This is a genomic window from Pseudomonas sp. (assembly GCF_050739775.1).
Lineage (GTDB): Bacteria > Pseudomonadota > Gammaproteobacteria > Pseudomonadales > Pseudomonadaceae > Aquipseudomonas.
This window is the reverse complement of the sequence record NZ_JBOICA010000059.1, coordinates 1-22538: the sequence shown is the minus strand read 5'-3', so window position 1 is coordinate 22538 and position 22538 is coordinate 1. Positions and strand designations below refer to the sequence as shown.

At 61.6% G+C, this 22538-nt stretch carries 24 protein-coding genes; 9 read left to right on the top strand and 15 right to left on the bottom strand.

Annotation, left to right across the window (positions count from 1 at the left end; translation table 11 throughout):
- Positions 1 to 48: 48 nt before the first annotated feature.
- From can to ACRESH_RS22465, 3 genes are read right to left on the bottom strand one after another with little or no spacing between them, the layout of a single operon-like run.
- A complete protein-coding gene (gene can, locus ACRESH_RS22475) occupies positions 49 to 687 on the bottom strand; it encodes a carbonate dehydratase (RefSeq protein WP_431744042.1) in 639 nt (212 codons plus the stop codon).
- A 47-nt stretch (positions 688 to 734) separates the two neighbouring features.
- The gene (rimI, locus tag ACRESH_RS22470) at positions 735 to 1187 is read right to left on the bottom strand and encodes a ribosomal protein S18-alanine N-acetyltransferase (RefSeq protein ID WP_431744041.1); all 453 of its coding nucleotides are present in this window, start codon (positions 1185 to 1187) and stop codon (positions 735 to 737) included.
- Positions 1180 to 1971 (bottom strand): energy transducer TonB, encoded by a 792-nt coding sequence (locus tag ACRESH_RS22465; protein WP_431744040.1) that lies wholly within the window; start codon positions 1969 to 1971, stop codon positions 1180 to 1182. The genes rimI and ACRESH_RS22465 overlap by 8 nt, the downstream gene beginning before the upstream one ends.
- A 178-nt stretch (positions 1972 to 2149) precedes the next feature.
- On the opposite strand from ACRESH_RS22465, the gene mksB reads away from it, so the two are divergent.
- The 3 genes from mksB to mksF are packed head-to-tail and all read left to right on the top strand — an operon-like array spanning position 2150 to position 6946.
- Entirely contained in the window at positions 2150 to 3427 is a 1278-nt protein-coding gene (mksB, locus tag ACRESH_RS22460; protein ID WP_431744039.1) for an Mks condensin complex protein MksB, read from the top strand.
- Entirely contained in the window at positions 3417 to 4118 is a 702-nt protein-coding gene (mksE, locus tag ACRESH_RS22455; RefSeq protein WP_431744038.1) for an Mks condensin complex protein MksE, read from the top strand. Before mksB ends, mksE begins: the two co-directional genes overlap by 11 nt.
- Complete coding sequence (gene mksF / locus ACRESH_RS22450) at positions 4115 to 6946, top strand: Mks condensin complex protein MksF (protein WP_431744037.1); 2832 nt, start codon at positions 4115 to 4117, stop codon at positions 6944 to 6946. The genes mksE and mksF overlap by 4 nt, the downstream gene beginning before the upstream one ends.
- Before the next feature lie 63 nt (positions 6947 to 7009).
- Here mksF and ACRESH_RS22445 read toward each other — a convergent pair whose 3' ends face one another.
- The 5 genes from ACRESH_RS22445 to rplU form a co-directional block, all read right to left on the bottom strand.
- Positions 7010 to 7465 (bottom strand): CreA family protein, encoded by a 456-nt coding sequence (locus ACRESH_RS22445; protein WP_107023755.1) that lies wholly within the window; start codon positions 7463 to 7465, stop codon positions 7010 to 7012.
- Positions 7466 to 7475: 10 nt separating this feature from the next.
- Positions 7476 to 8594, bottom strand: a complete 1119-nt coding sequence (gene proB / locus ACRESH_RS22440; protein WP_431744036.1) for a glutamate 5-kinase — start codon at positions 8592 to 8594, stop codon at positions 7476 to 7478.
- A 75-nt stretch (positions 8595 to 8669) separates the two neighbouring features.
- Positions 8670 to 9893 (bottom strand): Obg family GTPase CgtA, encoded by a 1224-nt coding sequence (gene cgtA, locus ACRESH_RS22435; protein WP_431744035.1) that lies wholly within the window; start codon positions 9891 to 9893, stop codon positions 8670 to 8672.
- Positions 9894 to 10085: 192 nt separating this feature from the next.
- Positions 10086 to 10343, bottom strand: coding sequence for a 50S ribosomal protein L27 (gene rpmA / locus ACRESH_RS22430; RefSeq protein ID WP_010225698.1), 258 nt, complete (start codon positions 10341 to 10343; stop codon positions 10086 to 10088).
- A 31-nt stretch (positions 10344 to 10374) separates the two neighbouring features.
- On the bottom strand, positions 10375 to 10686 hold the full coding sequence (gene rplU / locus ACRESH_RS22425; protein ID WP_431744034.1) for a 50S ribosomal protein L21: 312 nt from the start codon (positions 10684 to 10686) through the stop codon (positions 10375 to 10377).
- Positions 10687 to 10937: 251 nt separating this feature from the next.
- Here rplU and ACRESH_RS22420 point away from each other — a divergent pair, with 251 nt between their 5' ends.
- The 3 genes from ACRESH_RS22420 to ACRESH_RS22410 all read left to right on the top strand — a co-directional run bounded on the left by ACRESH_RS22420 (position 10938) and on the right by ACRESH_RS22410 (position 12729).
- Positions 10938 to 11906: a polyprenyl synthetase family protein gene (locus ACRESH_RS22420; protein WP_431744033.1), complete on the top strand. Its 969-nt coding sequence runs from the start codon at positions 10938 to 10940 to the stop codon at positions 11904 to 11906.
- A gap of 99 nt (positions 11907 to 12005) precedes the next feature.
- Positions 12006 to 12347, top strand: coding sequence for a zinc ribbon domain-containing protein YjdM (locus ACRESH_RS22415; RefSeq protein ID WP_431744032.1), 342 nt, complete (start codon positions 12006 to 12008; stop codon positions 12345 to 12347).
- 133 nt (positions 12348 to 12480) lie between these two features.
- Positions 12481 to 12729 (top strand): PA4570 family protein, encoded by a 249-nt coding sequence (locus ACRESH_RS22410; protein ID WP_431744031.1) that lies wholly within the window; start codon positions 12481 to 12483, stop codon positions 12727 to 12729.
- 114 nt (positions 12730 to 12843) lie between these two features.
- Here the strand turns inward: ACRESH_RS22410 and ACRESH_RS22405 are convergent, their stop codons facing one another.
- The 5 genes from ACRESH_RS22405 to ACRESH_RS22385 form a co-directional block, all read right to left on the bottom strand.
- Complete coding sequence (locus tag ACRESH_RS22405; RefSeq protein ID WP_412038504.1) at positions 12844 to 13461, bottom strand: FKBP-type peptidyl-prolyl cis-trans isomerase; 618 nt, start codon at positions 13459 to 13461, stop codon at positions 12844 to 12846.
- Positions 13462 to 13547: 86 nt separating this feature from the next.
- On the bottom strand, positions 13548 to 13853 hold the full coding sequence (locus ACRESH_RS22400; RefSeq protein WP_431744030.1) for a DUF6482 family protein: 306 nt from the start codon (positions 13851 to 13853) through the stop codon (positions 13548 to 13550).
- A gap of 148 nt (positions 13854 to 14001) precedes the next feature.
- Complete coding sequence (locus tag ACRESH_RS22395) at positions 14002 to 14490, bottom strand: TIGR00645 family protein (protein WP_412038502.1); 489 nt, start codon at positions 14488 to 14490, stop codon at positions 14002 to 14004.
- Between the two features lie 126 nt (positions 14491 to 14616).
- Positions 14617 to 14958 (bottom strand): hypothetical protein, encoded by a 342-nt coding sequence (locus tag ACRESH_RS22390; protein WP_431744029.1) that lies wholly within the window; start codon positions 14956 to 14958, stop codon positions 14617 to 14619.
- A gap of 159 nt (positions 14959 to 15117) precedes the next feature.
- Entirely contained in the window at positions 15118 to 17556 is a 2439-nt protein-coding gene (locus ACRESH_RS22385) for a Lon protease family protein (RefSeq protein WP_431744028.1), read from the bottom strand.
- A gap of 278 nt (positions 17557 to 17834) precedes the next feature.
- Between ACRESH_RS22385 and ACRESH_RS22380 the strand changes: the two genes are divergently transcribed.
- The 3 genes from ACRESH_RS22380 (at position 17835) to ACRESH_RS22370 (ending at position 20874) form a co-directional block, all read left to right on the top strand.
- Entirely contained in the window at positions 17835 to 18323 is a 489-nt protein-coding gene (locus ACRESH_RS22380) for a DUF3015 domain-containing protein (RefSeq protein ID WP_431744027.1), read from the top strand.
- Positions 18324 to 18399: 76 nt separating this feature from the next.
- Positions 18400 to 20253: a DUF4105 domain-containing protein gene (locus ACRESH_RS22375; protein WP_431744026.1), complete on the top strand. Its 1854-nt coding sequence runs from the start codon at positions 18400 to 18402 to the stop codon at positions 20251 to 20253.
- 123 nt (positions 20254 to 20376) lie between these two features.
- On the top strand, positions 20377 to 20874 hold the full coding sequence (locus ACRESH_RS22370; protein ID WP_431744025.1) for a GreA/GreB family elongation factor: 498 nt from the start codon (positions 20377 to 20379) through the stop codon (positions 20872 to 20874).
- Here ACRESH_RS22370 and gdhA read toward each other — a convergent pair.
- Together gdhA and ACRESH_RS22360 are read right to left on the bottom strand one after the other, a co-directional pair.
- Positions 20871 to 22208, bottom strand: a complete 1338-nt coding sequence (gene gdhA / locus ACRESH_RS22365) for an NADP-specific glutamate dehydrogenase (RefSeq protein WP_431744024.1) — start codon at positions 22206 to 22208, stop codon at positions 20871 to 20873. The genes ACRESH_RS22370 and gdhA overlap by 4 nt on opposite strands.
- The coding region (locus ACRESH_RS22360) for a hypothetical protein (protein WP_431744023.1) at positions 22205 to 22538 on the bottom strand (334 nt) is incomplete at its 5' end. The genes ACRESH_RS22360 and gdhA, both read right to left, overlap by 4 nt.

Here is a 22538-nt window from a genome sequence, read left to right as displayed (position 1 = left end):
AGCCCGCTCCCACCGGTGGGAGCGGGCTTGCCCCGCGATTGGGCTGACTTAGTCTTGCGGGCGCAAGCGATACTGCGGCGGCAACTGATCCAGGCCACTGATAGTCGCGTCCAGGCTCTTCCAGCGACCGTCCTTGATGCCATAGATACAACCATGCACCGACAGGCTCTGACCACGGTGCCAGGCATTCTGGACGATGGTGGTATGACCGACGTTGGCCACCTGCTGAATCACATTCAGCTCGCACAGGCGATCAACCCGCTCCTCTTCGGTCGCCAGTTGCGCCAGCTCCACCCGCTTCTCGTAATACAGGTCGCGGATCGAGCGCAGCCAGCCATCGATCAGACCCAACTGCCGGTCCTGCATCGATGCCCGGACACCACCGCAACCGTAATGCCCGGTTACCAGGATGTGTTTCACCTTGAGCACATCCACCGCGTACTGGATCACCGACAGGCAGTTCAAGTCGGTGTGCAGCACCACGTTGGCGACATTACGGTGAACGAACAGATCGCCCGGCAGCATGCCGACGATCTCGTTGGCCGGCACCCGTGCGTCGGAACAACCGATCCAGAGGAATTCAGGTGTCTGTTGCCGGGCAAGCTTGGCGAAAAAATCCGGATCTTCCTGCTTGATCGCATCGGCCCAGCGTGCGTTGTTATCAATCAGTTCTTGTAGATCGTGCATGTTCGCCTCTCATCAGTTGGACATTGCCTGGCTACAGTGACGCTCGTTCATTCGATCAAGGTACAGGCCATGACCAGCGCATCTTCACGGCCACCGGCAACCGGATAGTAGTCGCGGCGTCGACCGATTTCATTGAAGCCGTAGCGCTCGTACAGGCGATACGCCGACTGGTTGCTGGCGCGCAATTCAAGGAAGCACTCACGGCCATTCAGCTCGTAGGCACGCTTCATCAGCGCTTCCAGCAGGCGCAGGCCCAAGCCACGGCCTTGGCTCTCCGGTTTGACGGTGATGTTGAGCAGGTGCGCTTCGTCGATGATCACGTTGATCACGCCGTGGCCCACCTGCTGCTCGCCTTCGAACATTAGCCAGATTTCATAGGACTTGAGCCCGTCGAGGAAAATCCCCCGGGTCCAGGGGTGGCTGAAGGCGGCGTATTCAATCTTCAGTACAGCATCCAGATCCGCTTCGGTCATCCGGCGGAAATTGATCGTGTCACTCATCGCTTGGTTTCCAGCGCGCCATCAGCCGGCGCATGGCTTGCCAGACGTCCGCTTTGCGCTGCGGCTCGTCCATCAACAGTTCGAGGCCCGGCAAGGCCCAGGCAGTGCCCAGCCCTTCAACCGGCAACTCGCGGTAATAAGCTTCGGCATCCGCTTCACCGGCAAAACGCACGGCAGGCAGGCCGATCAGCCACAGGCAGACACAAGGCGCTTCTTCGAGCCGGGCCTGGATAAAGCCCTGGACGAAATCGGTGGCCGCCTGCGGCCCCTGGTCGAGATTGCCGCGCACCAGCAACGGCCAACGCACCGGCTCGCCGATGATCTGCGGACTGTCGGGCAATCCGGCAGCGCGCAGCATGTCTTTGAGCAACAGGTAAGAGGGGTCACGGCTCTGGAACGGCTGGCCGGTAGCCAATTCCACCAACAGCAGGCAGCTGCCGGCACGCAGCAGTTGCAGGGCGAAGCGCGGCGGCGGTACCGGTATGGGCTTGGCCACTATCGGGGCCGCTTCAGCCTCTTCAGCTGGCTTGCTGGCGACCTTGGGCGTACTGCCAGGGCGCGGGATCTCGATTTTCGCTCGCTCGCCACTGCGCGCCGCCGGCGCATTGACCGCCACCCGCGCCGGCTCCGCTTGCGGTGCATCGAACTCGGGCAGCACCTCAGGCGCCAGCGGCAGCAACAGCTCCGGGCGCGACGGGGCGGCGAACGGCAGTTCGGTACGCGGCAGCCAGTGCACCACTTGCATGGCATTGAGGTAAGCGCGGCGGCGGGACTCGATTAACAAGAAGGATCGGCCATCTGTGGATAAGTCAGGACCAATATTCTAACGTTGTTCGCCGTTCGGCGCCGCTGTTGATCGGCAGAAAACCGCCCGACAGCAGGATCAAACGATCAGGGGTGAATCGACAGGCACGTGATGCAGTACAATCGGCGCTTTTATTTGGCAACGAGTCGACCCGCCAATGATCGAACCCAAGCGCGTCCTGCGCGCCCTAGCCGAACACTGGGCCTTGCTTGAGCCGTTGTGCGAGCGCTTCGACGGGGGCACCCTGAGCCTCGCCGAACTGCGCCAGCAATTGGCCAACCAGCAGTTGGAGAGCACGCCCCAGGACATCACCAGCCTGCTTGACGTCTGGATCCGCCTGGATATCCTGGTGCCGGTGGCGAAAAGCCCCAACCGCTTCGAGCTCAATGCGCAGATCCACGACTTCCTCGCCTACCTGCGCCGCGAGCACCGCCTGGGCCTGTGCCTGGAGATCGAGGCCTACCTGCGCCACCTGGAGCGCCTGGCCGGGCACATCCAGGACGCCTTCGAGATTCGCGATGGCAACGACCTGGCGCGTCAGCTGCGCCTGCTCGACATGCGCGTGCGCGATGTCCTGAAAAAACTCGACAACGACGAGCAGGCCCTGGTCGCCGTGGCCGAACGGGCCAAAACCAGCGACCGCCAGATCCCGCTGCGCCAGCGTTACGCCGAGGTCCTGGCGACCTGGGACGAGTACGTCGAGCCGATGATCCAGCTGGTCAACGCCGATGGCGCCTTCGAACAGGGCGTGCGCAAGGTTGAAACCGTGCTGCTGCGCTTGCTCGGTGAGCAGGCCCGCCTGGGCCACCTGGTCGATGACGACATGCTGCTGCGCACCCACGCGCGCATCCTCGAGATGCAGACCAGCGCCCAGCTGACCCTGCGCCATGCCCGCGAACTGCTGCTGCCGCTGCGCGAAGAAGCCCGCCGCCACAACGCCGTGACCCGTGGTGCCGCCCTGGCCCTCTCGGTGATCCGCCGCAAAGGCCTGGACGCCGTCCCCCAGGCGGCCATGCCGATGTTCACCCGGCCGCAAAGCACCTTCCTTGGCAGTGCCAGCCAGGTCGAAGCCTACGTGTATGCCCTGGCGCGCTTCGAACCCAAGCCGGCCAAGTTCCCCAAGGCCCACAAGAGCCACAAGGGCGAGGCCCCGCGGGCACCGCGCACGGTCAAGGAAATGCTCGAGCGCTGCGAAGGCGCCCTGCCATTGCCGGACCTGATGGTCTGGCTGCTGGACCAGGAGCCCGAAGGCGCCACCGACGAACTGCTGTACTGGTTCTCGCGCCTGTCGCGAGAAAAGCGCTTTAGCCGCGAGCGCCTCGAACGCCGCGAATACACCACCCGCGAACACCTGGTCAGCCTGCGCTCCTTCGCCCTGACATCGCGCCGCGAACCATCGCCCGAGCCTACTGCGAGCCCTGCCCATGCATCTTGATCTTTCCGAACTGCCTCAGCTCGCACCGATCTTCCGTGAGCTGTTCAAGGGCTTCCATATCAGCCGCCGCGACCCGGAGCTGTACGCCCAACTGTCGAACTTCCAGGACCAGTACCGCGGCCTGTTCAAGGCCCTGGGCTTCGAGCTGGTGTGCGACACCCGCGGCTTCTACTACTTCGTCCCGGACCTGGCCGCCGCGCAGGTCAACAAGACCGCCCAGCGCCTGTCGTTGTTTACTTTCATCCTGGTCGAGCACCTGGCCGACCAGGGCCGTGATCCGATGTCGGTCCTCGATGGCGGCAGCCTCGGCCGTGATGAACTGCCGTCGATGCTGGAGAAGTACCGCGATCTGTTCATTCAGGCCGAAGTGCAAACCGCCGACGAGCTGGAAGAAAAGATCATGCGCCGCATGACCCAGCTCGGCTTTGCCCACGAGGAAAACGGTATCTACCGCTTCCTGCCGCCGATGCACCGCTTCCTTGATGTCTGCCTGTCGGTCCAGCAGGACCGCGACCTGGCCGCCAGCCTGCACAGCGCACTGCCGCTGCCAACGCCAGTGCTGGTCGAGGAAGAGAATCCCGAAGAGCTGAACCGCACCGACGACCCGCTTGACCTCAGCCCGTTCGAAGAAAGCGAAGAAGACGCCTTGGCCCGAGCCATCGCCGAAGAGCAACAGGAGATTGACGCATGAGCCAGGAACGCTACGGCATTCGCCGCTTCGCACTGCTCAACACTGCCGGCTACAGCCTCGGCCTGTTCCCCCTGGAACACCCGCTGTCGGTCTACGGTGCCAACAACCTGGGCAAGAGTGCCTCGATCAACGCCCTGCAGTTCCCGATCCTGGCACGCATGTCGGACATGAGCTTCGGCAAGTACAGCCTCGAGCAGTCGCGCCGCTTCTACTTCGCCAGCGACACCAGCTACATCCTCTGCGAGGTCAACCTGCCCCACGGCCCACACGTGATCGGCGTGGTCGGTCGCGGCCCGGGCGGCGGTTTCGGTCACCAGTTCTTCGCCTATGCCGGCGAGCTGGACCTGGCGCACTACCAGAAAGACGACACCTGCCTGCGCCAGAAGGAACTGTTCAGCAACCTCGAGCGCAATGGCCTCAAAGCCTACGAGCTCAAACCCGACGAACTGCGTCGCCTGCTGGTCGGTGGCCACACCTCGATCCCGCTGGACCTCACCCTGATCCCGCTGCGCTCCACCAGCGAGCAGAGCCTGAAGACCTTCCGCGCACTATTCATCAACCTGCTGCACATGCGTGAAATCACCGCGGCCAAGCTCAAGCAGCTGTTCCTCGATGCCTTCGAGCACAGTCTGCGCTCAGGCAGCGTCGATTACATTGCCGCCTGCGAAGAGGCTTTCCGCGATGTGCGCCGCATGGAGCAGGACTACAACTCGCTGGTCGCTGCCGGCCCGCTGGTCGAGGCCCTGGCCAATGGCGTGACCCAGCGTGACATCCTGCGTGGCAAGCTGCATCGCCTGTCGCCACTGCTCGACTCGTTGCTCGGCACCTGGCAGGACTACGCCAGTGCCCGTAAAGAAGAGCTGGTGATCCAGGCCGAACACTACAAGAACGAACAGGACAGCCTGCAGAACGACCAGCGCGGCGGCACCCAGGAGCTGATGCGCCTGGAACGCGAAATCACCGGTGTGCAGCGCTGGCTCGGCGAACTGTCGGTGCTCAAGCACCGCTTTGCCCTGGTCGATGACGTCAAGGTGCTGGAACAGCAACTGCTGGCCGCCAAGGACGCCCACGACGAACTCGCCGGTGCCCTGGCCCAATCCCGCCAGTTCAGCGCCGAAGACCTTGAGGAGCGTCTGCGCGACCTGGAAAAACGCCTCAAGTCGGTCAAGCAGCAGCTCGACCATGCCGACAACAACAGCTACGCCCGCTTGCGCGAAGAGTTCTCGCAGCAGGACGTCGAACGCCTGATGCGCCTGTTCAACGGTGCGTTGTTCAGCCTGCCACTGGGCGAGCGCGGTATCGAACTGGATGACAGCGACGTCTGGGTCAAATCCCTGGAAGCGGTGCTCGACGGCTTCAAGGGCGAACGCTTCGAGGCCCCGGGTCTGTCGATCGACCTGTCGCACATCGAGCCGCCAGCCCTGCAGGCCTTGGCCGACCGTGCCGCCCTGCGCGACCAGAAGGAACGCCTGGAGAAAGAGCTCAAGCAGCTCAAGACCCAGCAAGCCGTGGCCGCCGACCGCGCCGCGAGCAAGACCCAGACCGAAGCCCTGTACCAGCAGGTACTGGACGCGCAAAAGGCCTTGGAAGACTTCCGCCGCAGCCAGACCCTGGCCGCCGAGGAAGGCGACAAGCTCGAACAACTGGCGCAGATGGAAGCCGCCCAGGACGAACTGAAGCGCTCCAGCGATGCCTTCACCGAGCGCGTCCAGCAACTGTCGGCCAAGCTGCAACTGGTCGGCCGCCAGATCGCCGACATGGAAGCCAAGCAACGCACCCTCGACGACGCCTTGCGCCGCCGCCAGCTGCTGCCGGCCGACCTGCCGTTCGGCACGCCGTTCATGGAGCCGGTCGACGACTCCATGGACAACCTGCTGCCACTGCTCAACGACTACCAGGACAGCTGGCAAGGCCTGCTGCGGGTCGACGGCCAGATCGAAGCGCTGTATGCCCAGGTACGCCTCAAGGGCGTGGCCAAGTTCGACAGCGAAGACGACATGGAGCGCCGCCTGCAGCTGTTGATCAACGCTTACTCGCACCGCACTGAAGAAGCCCTGACCCTGGGCAAGGCGCGCCGCGCGGCAGTGACCGACATCGCCCGGACCCTGCGTAACATCCGCAGCGACTACGACAGCCTCGAGCACCAGCTGGCGCTGTTCAACCGCGAGATCAACAAGCGTCAGGTGTCCAACCTGGAGAGCTTCCGTATTGTTCTGGCACCGAACAAGGAAGCGCTCAAGCACATCGACCAGATCATCCACAGCGCCGGCCAGTACGAAGAAGGCGAGACCCTGTCGGTGTTCGACCTCAGCGCAAGTGCCGAACAGGACAACAAGAACGAAGAGGCCAAGGAATACCTGGCGCGACTGGTAGCGGCCAACCACAACCAGCTGGGCCTGAAGGACCTGTTCGAGCTGGCCTTCGAGATCACCAAGGTCGGTGGCCAGCCGGTGATCCACACCGACATCGACGGTGCGGCATCCAACGGCACCACCATGACCATCAAGGCGCTGACCAACATGTATTTGTTGCTGCACCTGATGGACCGCGACCTGGCCGGTCGTGTGCGCCTGCCGTACTACCTCGACGAAGCAGCCGACATCGACGAACGCAACCAGGCCGCACTGCTGGAAACCAGCCTGCAACTGGGCTTCGTACCGATTCTGGCGAGCGTGAAGCCGCAGGTCTCGGCGCATGTCGCCATCGACCTGGAAGGGGGTAGCGGGCCGAACGGGATCTACATCGACGAGGCGGACTGGAAGTACATCAGCCGCCGGGATGCGGAGAAGGCGGTAGTGCGGGAGGAAGAGGAAGAAGCTTCTGTCTGAGGCCTCTTTGGGGGCCTTTCAGACCCCATCGCCGGCATTGCCGGCGATGGGGTCAACTCGGTCTTACTGGGCCCACGGCAAGATAGGAATCGCCGTCACCGCATTCTGCGGGCTGCCTTCGATCAGGCGGTCCGAGTACACCAGATAGACCAGGGTGTTGCGCTTCTTGTCGAGGAAACGCACCACCTGCATGGTCTTGAACACCAGCGAGGTGCGCTCCTTGAACACCTCGTCACCGTCCTTGAGCTGCTCCTTGAAGCGAATCGGCCCCACCTGGCGACAGGCGATCGAGGCTTCGGCACGGTCCTCAGCCAGGCCCAAGCCGCCTTTCACGCCACCGGTCTTGGCCCGCGACAGGTAGCAGGTCACCCCTTCCACCTTCGGGTCGTCGAAGGCCTCAACAACGATACGGTCGTTCGGCCCGACAAACTTGAACACGGTCGACACCTGGCCGATTTCCTCGGCCGATGCCAACACCGGCAATGCCAGCAGCGCGGCTGTCACTATCCCTTTGAGCACGGTTGTTTCCTCAGACCAGAATCAGGTTGTCGCGATGCACCAGCTCCGGCTCGGCGATATAGCCCAGCAAGCCTTCGATCGCTTCAGACGACTGTCCGATGATTTTCTGCGCCTCGAGGGCACTGTAGTTGGCCAGGCCGCGGGCGACCTCCAGACCATCAGGCCCCACGCAAACCACCATTTCGCCACGACGGAAACTACCCTGGACGGTCTTGACCCCGACCGGCAACAGGCTCTTGTTGTCCTTGCGCAACGCCTTCACCGCACCATCGTCCAGCACCAGGGTGCCACGGGTCTGCAGGTGTCCGGCCAGCCATTGCTTGCGTGCAGCAAGCATGCCGCGCTCAGGTGACAGCAGGGTGCCGAGACGCTCACCGGCCTTGAGGCGGTCGAGTACGCGCTCCAGACGCCCACCGACGATGATGGTGTGGGCGCCAGAGCGGGCGGCCAGGCGCGCGGCACGCAGCTTGGTCTGCATGCCGCCACGGCCCAGGGCGCCACCGGTGCCACCGGCCACCGCATCCAGGCTCGGATCGTCGGCACGGGCTTCGTAGATCAACTGCGCATCAGGGTTGTTGCGTGGGTCGGCATCGAACATGCCGTCGCGGTCGGTGAGGATCACCAACAGGTCCGCCTCGACCAGGTTGGCCACCAGCGCGGCCAGGGTGTCATTGTCGCCGAAACGGATTTCGTCAGTGACCACCGTGTCGTTCTCGTTGATCACCGGCACCACGCCCAGCTCCACCAGGGTGCGCAAGGTGCTGCGGGCGTTGAGGTAACGCTTGCGGTCGGAGAGGTCGTCGTGGGTCAGAAGAATCTGCGCAGTGTGCCGGCCATGCTCGGCAAAGCTCGACTCCCAGGCCTGCACCAACCCCATCTGGCCGATCGAAGCCGCGGCCTGCAGCTCGTTCATCGCACTCGGTCGCTTGGCCCAGCCCAGGCGGCTCATCCCGGCGGCAACCGCCCCGGACGATACCAATACCAGTTCAACACCTGCCTCATGCAACGCCACCATCTGCTCGACCCAGACCCCCATGGCCGCGCGATCCAGGCCCTTGCCATCCGCTGTCAGTAGGGCACTGCCGATTTTCACCACCCAGCGCTGCGCACCCGTCACCTTGCTCCGCATCTTCTTCCAACCTATATAGATCTTTAGATACTAAAACGCCGCTCCAGAGAGCGGCGTTTAGTGTACTGCAACGAATCAGTCGCGCACGTAAATGATTTCCGGACCGTCTTCGTCGTCATCATCCCAATCATCGTCATCGTCGTCGCCGATGTCGTGCACGCTCTTGACGCCGCTGCGGCGCAAGGCGCGAGCATCGTCCAGCGCCTGCAGCTGGGCACGGGCTTCGTCTTCGATACGCTGATCGAGGTCAGCCAACTCTTCGGCGTAAGCCGGGTCGTTGGCCAGGCGGTCGGCGCGGTCTTCGAGGTAGCGCATGATGTCGCGGCTGAGCTGTTCGGTGCCCTGCTTGGAAATGGCCGAGATCACATAGACCGGACCTTCCCACTGCAGACGCTCGACCACTTCCTTGACGCGCTCGTCACGCTCGTCGTCCATCAGCATGTCGGTCTTGTTCAGTACCAGCCAACGGTCACGCTCGGCCAACGACGGGCTGAAGCGGGTCAGCTCGTTGACAATCACTTCGGCGGCATCGGCGCTGCTGCTTTCATCCAGCGGCGCGAGGTCGACGAGGTGCAGCAGCAAACGGGTACGCGCCAGGTGCTTGAGGAAACGGATACCCAGGCCGGCACCGTCGGAGGCGCCTTCGATCAGACCGGGAATGTCGGCGATGACGAAGCTCTTCCAGCGGTCGACGCTGACCACGCCCAGGTTCGGCACCAGGGTGGTGAACGGGTAGTCGGCGACTTTCGGCTTGGCAGCCGAGACCGAACGGATGAAGGTGCTCTTGCCGGCGTTTGGCAAGCCCAGCAGACCGACGTCGGCCAGTACTTTCATTTCCAGTTTCAGGTCACGCTGCTCGCCCGGCTTGCCCGGCGTGGTCTGGCGTGGCGCACGGTTGGTACTGGATTTGAAACGGGTGTTGCCCAAGCCGTGCCAGCCACCCTGAACCACCATCAGCTTCTGACCTGGCTTGACCAGGTCGCCGATGACTTCCTGGGTGGCGGAGTCGATCACGGTAGTGCCGACCGGCACGCGCAGGATCAGGTCGTCGCCCTTCTTGCCGGTGCAGTCGGTGCTGCCGCCATTGGAGCCGCGCTGGGCATCGAAATGACGGGTGTAACGGTAGTCGACCAGGGTGTTGAGGTTTTCGTCGGCAACCATGAATACCGAGCCGCCGTCGCCACCGTCACCGCCGTTGGGACCACCGTTCTCGATGAATTTTTCGCGGCGGAAGCTCATGCAACCGTTACCGCCATCACCGGCTTTGACCCGGATCGATACTTCGTCAACAAACTTCATAAAAACCGCCTCTCGTCAGCTGGACGAGCTGAGTGACACAAAGACATAAGGCTCTTGCAAAAGTGAGCGCGGCGGCCCCGTCACGACAGTAACAACCCACGCCGGCAGCCCATACAAACAGCTTTGCAAGAGACTCACTCCACAAACGAAAAAGCCCCGTCGCAAGACAGGGCTTCTCCAGCGTTCGCGCGATTACTCGGCAACGACGCTCACGTAGCGACGACCGAAGGCGCCTTTTACTTCAAACTTGATCTTACCCGCGATCTTGGCGAACAGGGTGTGATCCTTGCCCATGCCAACGCCGTAGCCAGCGTGGAATTGGGTGCCGCGCTGACGCACGATGATGTTGCCAGGAATGATAGCCTGACCGCCATACATCTTCACGCCAAGGCGTTTGGCTTCTGAGTCGCGACCGTTACGGGTACTACCACCAGCTTTTTTGTGTGCCATGGTTCAATTCTCCAGAAATGGATTCAGGCGATTAAGCCGAAATACCGGTGATCTTGATTTCGGTGAACCACTGGCGGTGGCCCATACGCTTCATGTGGTGCTTACGGCGGCGGAACTTGATGATGCGCACTTTGTCGTGACGACCTTGCGAGATCACTTCAGCAACAACCTTGGCACCAGCAACGACTGGAGCGCCGATGTTCACGTCGTCGCCATTGGCAACCAACAGAACGCGGTCGAAAGTCACGGATTCGCCAGTGGCGACTTCCAGTTTTTCGACTTTCAGGTATTCACCTTCGGCGACTTTGTACTGCTTGCCACCGGTAACAATTACTGCGTACATGGTATTTCTCCGATAATCCTGCTCACCCAGCTCTTTATAGGAAGAGTATTGGCTGGCATGGCTGCATAAGGCTGGAACGGCCCAGTGCAATTGCGTAAGGCAGGTGCTGCCCAGGAAGTTCAGGGTGCGCGATTGTACGCAAGGCGCCCGCCCCTTGCAAGTCCCGCCCCCGGCCTGCGGGGACCGCGCCTTGACAGGCCGGGACCCGCGACCTAGCATGCCGCGCAACCTTTATGGAGCACCTGTGGCCGATGCAACCCCAAGCTTTCTACCGTGCGGTAGCGGACGACTTCAGCGCCGTTGACGAGATTATCAAGAAACAGCTGACTTCGCGTGTACCGCTGGTATCGAAAATCGGCGACTACATCACTTCAGCTGGAGGCAAGCGCTTGCGCCCGCTGCTGGTGCTGCTGTGTGGCAAGGCCCTTGGTCGCGAAGGCGACGACGTGCGCCTGCTGGCCGCCACCATCGAATTCCTGCACACCGCCACCCTGCTGCATGACGACGTGGTCGACATGTCCGGCATGCGCCGCGGCCGCTCCACCGCCAATGCCCTGTGGGGCAACGCGCCGAGCGTGCTGGTCGGTGACTTCCTCTATTCGCGCTCGTTCGAGATGATGGTCGAACTGGGTTCGATGCCGGTCATGCAGATCCTCTCCAAGGCTACCAGGGTCATCGCCGAGGGCGAAGTCCTGCAGCTGTCCAAGGTCCGCGACGCCAGCACCACCGAAGAAGTCTACATGGACGTCATCCGCGGCAAGACTGCGATGCTGTTCGAAGCCTCGACCCACAGCGCCGCAGCCCTGGCCCAGGCCAGCCCTGAGCAGAGCGAAGCCTTGCGCACCTTCGGTGACCATCTGGGCGTAGCCTTCCAGCTGGTCGACGACCTGCTCGACTACAAGGGCGATGCGCAAACCCTGGGCAAAAACGTCGGCGACGACCTGGCCGAAGGCAAGCCAACCCTGCCGCTGATCTACACCATGCGCGAAGGCACCGCCGAACAGGCTGCCCTGGTGCGCCAGGCGATCCAGAAAGGCGGCATCGAAGACCTCGAAAGCATCCGTGCTGCGGTCGAAGCCTCCGGTTCCCTGGACTACACCGCGCAACTGGCCCGCGACTACGTGGCCCGCGCCATCGCCTGCCTGGACGTGCTGCCAGCCAGCGAATACCGCGATGCCCTGGTGGAACTGAGCGAATTCGCGGTCGCCCGTACTCACTGATCCCGCCCCCGGCCCATCGCGCGATGGGCCCGTTTGACCTCTGACGGACAAAACCCTATATAATGTAGGTTTTGCACCTGTACGTCTTGAGGAACCCTAGTGAGCACTTTGCCACCCTGCCCTAAATGCAACTCCGAATACACCTACGAAGACGGCGCCCAGCTGATCTGCCCCGAGTGTGCCCACGAGTGGTCCGCCACCGGTGAAGCCGAAGCAGCGAGCGATGAAGCGGTCAAGAAGGATTCGGTGGGCAACGTCCTGCAGGACGGCGACACCATCACCGTGATCAAGGACCTGAAGGTCAAGGGCACCTCGCTGGTGGTCAAGGTCGGCACCAAGGTCAAGAACATCCGCCTGTGCGATGGCGACCATGACATTGACTGCAAGATCGACGGCATTGGCCCGATGAAGCTGAAGTCAGAATTCGTCCGCAAAGTCTGAACCCCTGTGGTTTCGGGGCTGGCTATCAGCCTCGAAACATCTCGCTGCACCATTGAACGGTTTTTTGCCAATAGACACTTGCTATTTTGATAATAAGAATTATTCTCATTTGACGCTTCCAAGGAGAATAGCCATGACTTATCTGATAGACGCCTGGCTTGACCGCCCCCATCCCTACCTGCGCATCCTGCACCGTGAAACCGGCGAAGTCTGTGCCGTGCTCGAGCAAGAAGCACTGGACGAACTACGCGATCAGGGCGACCTGGACCTTAACGGTTTGAATTCAAGCGAGCCGATCGTGCTCAAGGAACTGGTGAGGAACCTGTTCCTGTTCTGCTATGCGCGGGCGTTGCGCCCTGGCGGTGGGACCGAGTGGAACTGAACAGCATCCTGTAGGAGCCGGCCTTGCCGGCGATGCAACGCAACGCGTTGCCAATCCGGGGCCGCTATGCAGCCCATCGCCAGCAAGGCTGGCTCCTACGGGATCAGTGCAACGTTACAGAACGTCGAGCAGCTCGACGTCGAACACCAGTACGCTGTGCGGCGGAATGCTGCCTACGCCCTGAGCGCCGTAAGCCAGCTCGCTCGGAACGTACAGGCGCCATTTGCTGCCGGCGTTCATCAGTTGCAGGGCTTCGGTCCAGCCAGCGATCACGCCACCGACCGGGAATTCTGCTGGCTGGCCACGCTCGTAGGAGCTGTCGAACACGGTGCCATCGATCAGGGTGCCGTGGTAGTGGGTGCGCACGCTGTCGTCACGGCTTGGCTTGGCGCCTTCGCCGGCGGTCAGTACTTCGAACTGCAGGCCCGAAGCCAGGGTGGTGATACCGTCACGCTTGGCGTTTTCAGCCAGGAAGGCCTTGCCTTCGCCAGCAGCCGCTTCGGCCTTGGCAGCCGCTTCGGCTTGCATGATTTCACGGATGACCTTGAAGCTGGCCGACAGGTCTTCTTCGCTGACGCGGCTGTCTTTACCGTTGAAAGCGTCGGTCAGGCCAGCCAGGATGGCGTCCAGGCTCACACCCGGTGGCGGGTTGTCACGCAGTTGGCCACCCAGCTGACGGCCGATGCCGTAGCTGACGCGAGTTTCGTCGGTAGACAGGTTGATTTCGGACATTTGCTTGCTCCGCTGCAGGGCGCACGACAACCGCGCCCTTTATGAAAAGGGCGAGCAGCCTAGCACACTGCGGCAAAGCAGTTCAGCTACCAGGCTGAACGTCGTGGCATCGGTATTTTCAAGTCGCCGTCACCGCTGCTGCTGCCCCCGCACATCTCGTCATCCATCGACCAGTGCACCAGGTGCACTGGTACGGCAGGCAAACCGCTGAGCAGGCGCTGTGCATCGACCACCGAATGCACTTTCAGGCGCTGCCCGTGGGTATCCGACAATGGATAGGCATGGCCTTTTACCCGTGCTTCGAGAATGAAGTCGCCGCCTTCGATGGCGATCAGGTTGAGTTCTTCGACATGACCGGCCTTGGCCTCGGTGTTCAGTTGGTGAAGGTTCATTGCGATACCTCGCTACTGCAACGTTGAGCAGGCACTTCAAGTGACGGTTCATTTTTTGTACAGCACGCGTCAAAGCACAAGGCAAAAACGCAACCGCCCGTCCGTTTTGCAACGGACGGGCGGTCATGTACTACGCCGAGCGGATCGATCAGTGCTTGGTGAGCTTGTCCAGGTAGCCCATGGCAAAGGCTGACACCACGAAGGTCATGTGGATGATCACATACCACATCAGGTACTCGGTCTCGATGTTGCGCGCATCCATGAACACCCGCAGCAGATGGATCGAGGAGATCGCCACGATCGACGCCGCCACCTTCATCTTCAGCGAAGAAGAGTCCATCTTGCCCAGCCAGCTGAGTTTTTCCTTGTCTTCATCGATGTCCAGCTGCGAGACAAAGTTCTCGTAGCCCGAGATCATCACCATCACCAGCAGGCCACCGACCAGGGCCATATCGATCAGCGACAGCAACACCAGGATCAGGTCGGCTTCAGCCAGGGCAAAGACGTTGGGCAGCACATGGAAGATCTCCTGGAAGAACTTCAGTGCCAGCGCCAGCAGGCCCAACGACAGACCAAAATAGATCGGGGCGAGCAGCCAGCGCGAGGCATACATCGCATTTTCGATAATACGTTCCATTGAAAACTCGTCAGGTGGCAAATAAAGCGAGCGCGAGTATAACAGCCAGCCATGACAGAAAAAGCCCGTGGCATGCTGCCACAGGGGCAGCGCCGGGCGGTGTTCAGGTGAATCCGGATGGACGCTTCAGGTTTCCGGATGGAACTGGAAATCACCGACGTGATGAACACGCTCACCATTGATCCGGCGAAGTTGGGCCTGCAGATGCACGCACCAGATCTGCGGATCGTCGGACAGCTGATAACCGTGCAGGGTCAGGCTGTCGACGATGGCATCGAGCACCGACTCGGCCACGAAAGGTCCATGAAACGGCCCCTGGGCCTTGATCGCAGAAGGTTGTTCGCCAGCCATGCCGGCGGCAAACAAGAGGGTCCACATGCCGTTGTCACCGGCCAGTGGGCGGATGCTGCATTCAATGCGGGTCACCAGGCCCAGGCATTGGCGGGTGAGGCTGAGGCTGCGCGACATGGCGGCGATCCTCGGTAAACCCTTGTTCAGCCCTGCGGGCAAGGCTGTTTCATTCCTGTAGCGACTACACTCCCTGACTTGAAGAATAGAAGAAATCCGCTGCCGCGTGGAAAAACCGGCGCCCAGCGGTCATGGCCGCTGCGGCGCCGATAATTTGACTCAGGTCGGTTTGACCTGGGCCAGGGCTTGCTCGGCCTGCTCTTTCTCGGCCTCCTTGAGCTCCTCTTCACTGATCATCTCGGCAATCACCCGCAGTCGCTCCACCACTCGGGCGTTGACACTGCCCTCGGGGAATTGGCCATCAGCATCCGGCTCACCGGCCGGCTCGCCGACCAACAGGCTCAATGCCTCGTCTGCCTGGCTGACCGCATAGACATGGAACATGCCCGCGCGCACCGCCTGCAGCACCCGCTCGTCGAGCATCAGGGTAGTGACGTTAGCGCGTGGAATGATCGCGCCCTGCTCGCCCGTCAGTCCGCGAGCCTCGCACAGCCGGAAGAAGCCTTCGATTTTCTCGTTGACCCCGCCGACCGCCTGCACTTCGCCGAACTGGTTGATCGAGCCGGTGATGGCGAAACACTGCTTGAGCGGCGTTTTCGACAAGGCCGAGATCAGCGTGCAGGCCTCGCCCAGCGACGCACTGTCACCGTCCACGTAACCGTAGGACTGCTCCAGGGCAATACTCGCCGAAATCGCCAGGGGGAACTCCTGGGCATAGCGGCTGCCCAGGTAACCGGTGAGGATCATCACCCCCTTGGAGTGAATCGGCTGGCCCAGGTTGACCTCACGCTCGATATCGACGATGCCACTGCCACCGGGATAAACCGTGGCCGAGATCCGCGCCGGTATACCGAAGGCCGAATCACCGACTTCCAGCACGGTCAGGCCGTTGCACTTGCCGACTGCAGCGCCTTCGGTGTCGATGAGGATGATCCCGGCCAACATGTCGTCGAGGATCCGCGCCGAGACCCGGCCGGTGCGGGTCGCCTTGGCCTTGAGCGCCCGTTCGATATGGCCGGCATCGGTCATTTCGTCGTTGGCCAGGTGACGTATGAAATCCGCCTCGCTGACCAGCTGGAACAAGTCACCAATACGCGCCGACAAGCGCCCCTGGTGTTCGGCCAGGCGCGCACTGTAGGTCGCCAGACGCGCCACCGCATCGGCGCTCAAAGGCGCCATGCCCTCCTCACTGGTGCGGGTCTTGAGCAATTGGGCGAACTGCTCCAGGCTCTCGTCGACCATGGGGATGTCTTCGTCGAAGTCCACCAGCACCCGGAACATTTCCTGGAAGTCCGGGTCATGGTCCTGCAAGGCGTAGTACAGCTGGCGGGAGCCGATGATCACCACCTTGATATTCAGCGGCAGCATCTGCGGATTGAGGGTGACGGTGGCCAGGCGGCCGTATTCACCCAGCGGCGACTCCATCTTCAGCTTGCGCGACTGCAGGGCGCGCTTGAGCGCATCCCAGACAAAAGGCTCACCGAGCATCTTCTCCGCTTCAAGGATCAGGAACCCGCCATTGGCCCGATGCAGGGCGCCAGGGCGTAGCTGGCGGTAAGTGGTGTACAGCGCGCCCTGGTCGGTGCTGTATTCGATCCGGCCAAACAGATTGTCGTAGGTCGGGTGCGGCTCGAACACTACCGGTGCACCACCACTGACGTGATGGCCGACCACCAGGCTCGGTGCGTACTGCTCTTCCAGGAGCTTGCGCGCCTGGGCGTCGGTCTTGCTGTCATCGACCAATTGCTCGACCACGGTACGCAGCAGGTAGACCTGCATGGCCTGCAGGTAGGCGCACACGGCAGCGTTCTCCGCGTACTTTTCAGACAGTGGCGCCAGCAGTGGCTGGAGCGCCAAGGTGATGGTTTCTTCGTTCAAATGACGCAGCTGATTGTTCGACTCGCGCTTCCACTGCGGCAGGCTGGCCAGCTCTTCATTGAGACGCTCTTCCAGACCGGCGATGTCTTCATGGAAGCGCTCGCGCTCGGCCTCCGGCAACTGCGCGAACTCCGCCTCATCGAGTGCCTTGCCATCGGCCATCGGGGTAAAGGCAACGTTGCTGCTGTCACGGTACAGGGCCACGTCCTTTTCCAGCGAGGCGCGCTCGATCACATCCAGAGCGCGGTCATAACGCTGATTGAAGGCGCGGTCAATGGCGCTCTTCTTCTGCTGGTAGGACGGGTGTTCGAATACGGCCGGGAAGGTTGCCAGCAGGTTGTCGATCAGACCGCCAATATCACTGATGAACGCACCCGCACTGCCCGGCGGCAGTTCCAGGGCCCGCGGTTCGCGAGGCTCGTCGAAATTATTGACATAGACCCAGTCCGACGGCGTGTGCAGGCGCTTGCCTTCGGCCTTGAGGTAACGTTTGACGAATGAGAAACGCCCGGTACCGGGCTCACCCATGACAAACACGTTGTAACCGGGACGCGGCATGGCGACGCCGAACTGCAAGGCTTCGACAGCACGCTCCTGGCCTAGCACACCGCGAAAAGGCTCCAGATCGTTGGTGGTGGAAAAGGCGAACTGTTCGGCGGAAAACGGCCGGGTCAAGGCTTCTGGCGCAAGACGCAGGCTCGCAGCGACAGGATCGGGCATCGGGCTTCCTTACTTCGGCGGGGCAGATGACGGCATTCTGGCGCCGCCTGCCTACGTGTTGCAAGGCTCATCGGCACAATATGTCGCAGGGTCAAAAACCGCTCCACGTCAATATTCTCAGGCAATTTTTGGCAATAAATCACCGAACCCTTAGATCGTGCCTAAACTCCATTACTGCGCGGCTGGGTAAACAACCGACCCGCCCCTGGCAGCTCTTCAGACAGATATGCCAGACAACCCTGACCTTTGGTATCTACGACTAGAAAGAGAACAAAGCTATGAAACGGATTCTTCTGGGTACTCTGTTCACCGCGGTTTCCCTCAACGCCATGGCCCAGGCCCCTGGTGGGCCGGACTGCGGCTGGGGCAACATGCTGTTCGACGGTCAACGCGGCACACCGGCCCACTTCCTCGCTTCCACCACCAACGGCACTTCCGGCAACGCCACGTTCGGCATGACCTCGGGCACCAACGGCTGCTCGACCAACGCGGCACTGACCTATGGCGGTAAATCCTGGTTCGCCATGAACGGCATGATGAACGAGCTTTCCGAAGATATGGCAAAGGGCCAGGGCGAAGCACTGACCACCTATGCTGTGGTACTTGGTGTCGCACCTGAAGACCGTGCGCACTTCGCCGCAATCACTCACCAGCACTTCGAGGATATCTTCAAGACCGCAGACGTGACGGCCGAAGATGTTCACAACAACACCCTGGCCGTGCTGAAAAGCGATCCTCGCCTGGCCAAATACGCCACCCAGGCTTAAGCTCGGCCCACCCGCCCTTGCCCGGGGCGGGTTGTTTCCTGCCTCTATCGGCATCATTCAGACGTAGTTGCCCGACATGCTCAAACGCCTTGCCTACCTGGCGCTCTGTGCCTGCGCCCCGCTGCAGGCTGCCCCCTCGTTCGATGATGCGCGCCTTGCGCAACTGGCCGCCGACCGCTACTGGATATCCCTGGGTCACTATGAAACAGCCAAACTCGGTGGCTGGCGCAGCTATGTCGATGACCGGCGTTTCTTCCTCGCCCAAGACGGCGCCCAGCATCCAGACCAAGAGCTGCGGGCCACGCTACAGGCACTCTATGCCCCGGCCAGTCTGGGCGACAAACATGCGCAGTGTGTGTTTCCGGCACGTACTCGCTGGCTGCGCGAACAACTGCAACTCGATGACCTGCCGGCGCCGGTTTGCAAGGAATACACCCAGTGGTACAAGGACGTCTCGCCACATAGCGCGGTGATGATCTTTCCTGCCGCCTACCTCAACAGCCCCTCTTCAATGTTCGGCCACACACTGCTGCGCATCGATCAGGCCGACGTACAGAGCAACCAGACCGCCCTGCTCAGCTACGCGATCAATTTTGGCGCCTACATCGAAGGCAACGACAACAGCATCCTCTACGCCTGGAAAGGCCTGATGGGCGGCTATCCGGGACTGTTCGCCCTGGTGCCTTACCAGGAAAAACTCTCCGAGTACCGCAGCCTGGAAAACCGCGACCTGTGGGAATACCGCCTGAACCTGACGCCGGAAGAAACCGGACGCATGGTCGAACATGTCTGGGAGCTCAAGCAGATCCAGTTCGACTACTTCTTTTTCGACGAAAACTGCTCCTACCGCCTGCTCGAATTGCTCCAGGTCGCCCGCCCGAGCCTGGACTTGACCGCACAGTTTCCCCTGACCGCGATTCCCACCGACACGGTCAAGGCAGTCAAGCAGTCGGGCCTGGTGGAGCGCATCGACTACCGCCCGTCCCGCGAACGCGAACTGCTGGAGCGCGCCAAGCCGCTTGATGCTGGAGAGCAGCAACAAGTGCTGGCGGTCAGTGCTGATACTGCGCACTTGCAAAGCGCCGAATTCACCGCCCTGCCCCGCGACCGCCAAGCACTGGTCCAGGATGCCGCCTACCGCCTCGAACGCTATCGGGCCAACGGCCAGGAGCGTGATCCGGCACGGACCCAACGCAGCTTCGAGCTGCTACGGGCGATCAACCGCAACCCGGCGCCGGAGCTGGACATTGAACGCCCGGGCCTGCCTGAAGATGGCCATCAGTCGCGCACCTGGCAGCTTGGCGTGGGTACCCGCGAAGACCGCGCCTTTGCCGAATATGGCCTGCGTATGGCCTACCACGACCTCAACGACAACGCCTACGGCTTCCCCTTGGGTGCACAGATCGAGATCCTCCAGCTCAAGGTGCGCCAGTACCAGAGCAACGACTGGCAGGTACAGCGTCTGGACCTGGCCACCATCCGCTCGCTGACGCCGCGCAACGCCCTGCTGCAACCCTGGTCGTGGCAGGTGACCGCTGGCCTTGAGCGGGTGCTGGGCAAGCATGATGACGAAGTGCTGGTCAGCCACGTCAATGGCGGTGCGGGTGGTACCTGGCAACTGGCCGACGAAATGCTCGGTTTTGCGCTGGCTACTGTGAGGGTCGAACACAACAACGACTTCGCCGAATTCATTGCCCCGGCGGCTGGTTTCAACACGGGTCTACTGTGGCGCAATCCATTGGGTAACCTGAGTGTCGAGGCGAAGGCTGATTACTTCACCAATGGCGAAGTGCGCCGTAGCCTGAGCTTGAACCAGCAGTGGGAACTGTCCCGGGACCTGGGCTTGCGCCTGAGTGCCAAGCGCGAGTTCAGTCAGTTGGCGACGGCGCAGAATGAGGTGATGCTGGAGTTGAAGTGGTATCACTATTAGCAAGCCGCAAGCTTCAAGCGTTAAGCTGCAAGAGAAAGCAATGCGTGGCGTGCTGGCTAGCTGCGTTTTCAGTCTCACATCCAACAGCTTGTTGCTTGCAGCTTAAAACTTGGAGCTTGAGAGATGAGCCGAGCATTCGTCAACGAAGACCAGGCCGCCGCCCAGGCCGACCAGCCGGTGGAGCGCAGCATCAGCGAGCAGCCCAACTATGTCACCGTCCAGGGTCTAGCCCAGTTGCAACAACGGCTCAGCGAGCTGAATGCCCTGCGCAGCGAACTGCAGGCCCAAGGCGAAGGTGCCGACCAGCAACGCCTGGCCGATACTGAACGCGACCTGCGCTACTTCAACGCCCGCGTGCAGAGCGCCCAGGTTGTCCCCAAGGCCAACGCTTCGGACAAAATCCAGATCGGCAGCCGGGTGACCTTTGTTGATGAACAGAACCAGCAGCATCAGGTGCAACTGGTCGGCGAAGATCAGGCTGATGCCGCGAGGGGCCTGATCAACTGGGGGTCACCGCTGGGCCGGGCGCTGCTGGGGGCTGCGCCCGGTGACGAGGTGCTGTGGCGACGACCGGCAGGGGATCTGTCGATCGAGATCGTCGCCATCGAGCCCGAGGTTTAGACCACACCCTGGGCCAGCATGGCGTCGGCAACCTTGACGAAGCCGGCGATGTTGGCGCCCTTGACGTAGTTGATCCGGCCGTTCTCCTCGCCATAGTGCACACAGGCGTGGTGGATCGACTGCATGATGTTGTGCAGTTTGCTGTCCACTTCGCCAGCGCTCCACAGCAGGCGCATGGCGTTTTGCGACATTTCCAGGCCACTCACCGCGACACCGCCTGCGTTCGAAGCCTTGCCCGGGGCGAACAGGATACCCGCCTCGATAAAGATATCCACAGCGTCAAGGGTGGTCGGCATGTTCGCGCCTTCGGCCACGCAGATGCAGCCGTTGCGCAGCAGCGTGCGGGCGTCTTCGCCATTGAGTTCGTTCTGGGTTGCGCACGGCAAGGCGATATCGCAGGCCAGGCTCCATGGCGTCTGGCCCTTGCGGAACTCCAGGCCGAAACGCTCGGCCAGTTCGCTGATGCGACCGCGCTTGACGTTTTTCAACTCCATCAGCGCATCCCACTGCTCATCGCTCATGCCGGCTTCGCAGAACAGGGTGCCTTCGGAGTCGGACAGCGAGATCACCTTGCCACCTAGGTCCATGACCTTGCGCGCGGCATACTGGGCCACGTTACCGGAGCCGGAGATTGCCACCCGGCGACCGTCGATGCGCAGGTCCTGGCGCTTGAGCATCTCCTCGGCGAAGTACACACAGCCGTAGCCGGTGGCTTCCGGGCGGATCAGGCTGCCGCCGTAGGTCATGCCCTTACCGGTCAGCACCGAAGTGAACTGGTTGGCCAGGCGCTTGTACTGGCCGAACATGAAGCCGATCTCACGAGCGCCCACGCCGATATCACCGGCCGGCACGTCCAGATCCGCACCGATATGACGGTACAGCTCGCTCATGAAGGCCTGGCAGAAGCGCATGACTTCGGCGTCGCTCTTGCCCTTCGGATCGAAGTCCGAGCCACCTTTACCACCGCCCATGGGCAGCGAGGTCAGGGAGTTCTTGAACACCTGCTCGAAGGCCAGGAACTTGAGCACGCCGAGGTTCACTGACGGGTGGAAGCGCAGGCCGCCCTTGTACGGACCGATGGCGCTGCTCATCTGGATGCGGTAGCCGCGGTTGACCTGGACCTTGCCCGAGTCATCGACCCACGACACACGGAACAGGATCGCCCGTTCCGGTTCGACCATACGCTCAAGAATACCGGCCTGAAGGTAATGCGGATTGGCTTCCAGGAAAGGCCAGAGGCTACGCAACACTTCTTCCACCGCCTGGTGGAATTCAGGCTGGGCAGGGTCGCGCTGTTTCAGGCGTGCAAGGAAGTCTTCGACGGATTCGATCATAGACACTTCACCAGATAGAGATTTTGACTTATTGATTTTTCCCTGACTTTACCAAGAACCACTCGCACCGGAACAGGGCGAAATGTCGTTTTTATGAAATTAAATGGTGCTTTTGTATAAGTGTATACATGTTTACGGGGCAAGGCCGCGCCCACACAGCCCGGTGGGAGCGGGCTTGCCCCGCGAAAAAAAACGGGACCCGCACAGACTGTGTGAAAACCTAGCAATCTGCCCGGCCCTTTAAGAGAATGCTCCGTATCGAAGGATACGGAGCATTTTTCGTTATGGCCTACATACAAGGAGAGTCCCGCAGCCAGACCAGCCTGTTCC

Excerpts from the sequence above, each read along its gene's own strand:
- can (WP_431744042.1), bottom strand. The coding sequence starts at position 687 with ATGCACGATCTACAAGAACTGATTGATAACAACGCACGCTGGGCCGAT.
- rimI (WP_431744041.1), bottom strand. The coding sequence starts at position 1,187 with ATGAGTGACACGATCAATTTCCGCCGGATGACCGAAGCGGATCTGGAT.
- mksB (WP_431744039.1), top strand. The coding sequence starts at position 2,150 with ATGATCGAACCCAAGCGCGTCCTGCGCGCCCTAGCCGAACACTGGGCC.
- mksE (WP_431744038.1), top strand. The coding sequence starts at position 3,417 with ATGCATCTTGATCTTTCCGAACTGCCTCAGCTCGCACCGATCTTCCGT.
- mksF (WP_431744037.1), top strand. The coding sequence starts at position 4,115 with ATGAGCCAGGAACGCTACGGCATTCGCCGCTTCGCACTGCTCAACACT.
- proB (WP_431744036.1), bottom strand. The coding sequence starts at position 8,594 with ATGCGGAGCAAGGTGACGGGTGCGCAGCGCTGGGTGGTGAAAATCGGC.
- cgtA (WP_431744035.1), bottom strand. The coding sequence starts at position 9,893 with ATGAAGTTTGTTGACGAAGTATCGATCCGGGTCAAAGCCGGTGATGGC.
- rpmA (WP_010225698.1), bottom strand. The coding sequence starts at position 10,343 with ATGGCACACAAAAAAGCTGGTGGTAGTACCCGTAACGGTCGCGACTCA.
- rplU (WP_431744034.1), bottom strand. The coding sequence starts at position 10,686 with ATGTACGCAGTAATTGTTACCGGTGGCAAGCAGTACAAAGTCGCCGAA.
- ACRESH_RS22420 (WP_431744033.1), top strand. The coding sequence starts at position 10,938 with ATGCAACCCCAAGCTTTCTACCGTGCGGTAGCGGACGACTTCAGCGCC.
- ACRESH_RS22410 (WP_431744031.1), top strand. The coding sequence starts at position 12,481 with ATGACTTATCTGATAGACGCCTGGCTTGACCGCCCCCATCCCTACCTG.
- ACRESH_RS22405 (WP_412038504.1), bottom strand. The coding sequence starts at position 13,461 with ATGTCCGAAATCAACCTGTCTACCGACGAAACTCGCGTCAGCTACGGC.
- ACRESH_RS22400 (WP_431744030.1), bottom strand. The coding sequence starts at position 13,853 with ATGAACCTTCACCAACTGAACACCGAGGCCAAGGCCGGTCATGTCGAA.
- ACRESH_RS22395 (WP_412038502.1), bottom strand. The coding sequence starts at position 14,490 with ATGGAACGTATTATCGAAAATGCGATGTATGCCTCGCGCTGGCTGCTC.
- ACRESH_RS22390 (WP_431744029.1), bottom strand. The coding sequence starts at position 14,958 with ATGTCGCGCAGCCTCAGCCTCACCCGCCAATGCCTGGGCCTGGTGACC.
- ACRESH_RS22385 (WP_431744028.1), bottom strand. The coding sequence starts at position 17,556 with ATGCCCGATCCTGTCGCTGCGAGCCTGCGTCTTGCGCCAGAAGCCTTG.
- ACRESH_RS22380 (WP_431744027.1), top strand. The coding sequence starts at position 17,835 with ATGAAACGGATTCTTCTGGGTACTCTGTTCACCGCGGTTTCCCTCAAC.
- ACRESH_RS22375 (WP_431744026.1), top strand. The coding sequence starts at position 18,400 with ATGCTCAAACGCCTTGCCTACCTGGCGCTCTGTGCCTGCGCCCCGCTG.
- ACRESH_RS22370 (WP_431744025.1), top strand. The coding sequence starts at position 20,377 with ATGAGCCGAGCATTCGTCAACGAAGACCAGGCCGCCGCCCAGGCCGAC.
- gdhA (WP_431744024.1), bottom strand. The coding sequence starts at position 22,208 with ATGATCGAATCCGTCGAAGACTTCCTTGCACGCCTGAAACAGCGCGAC.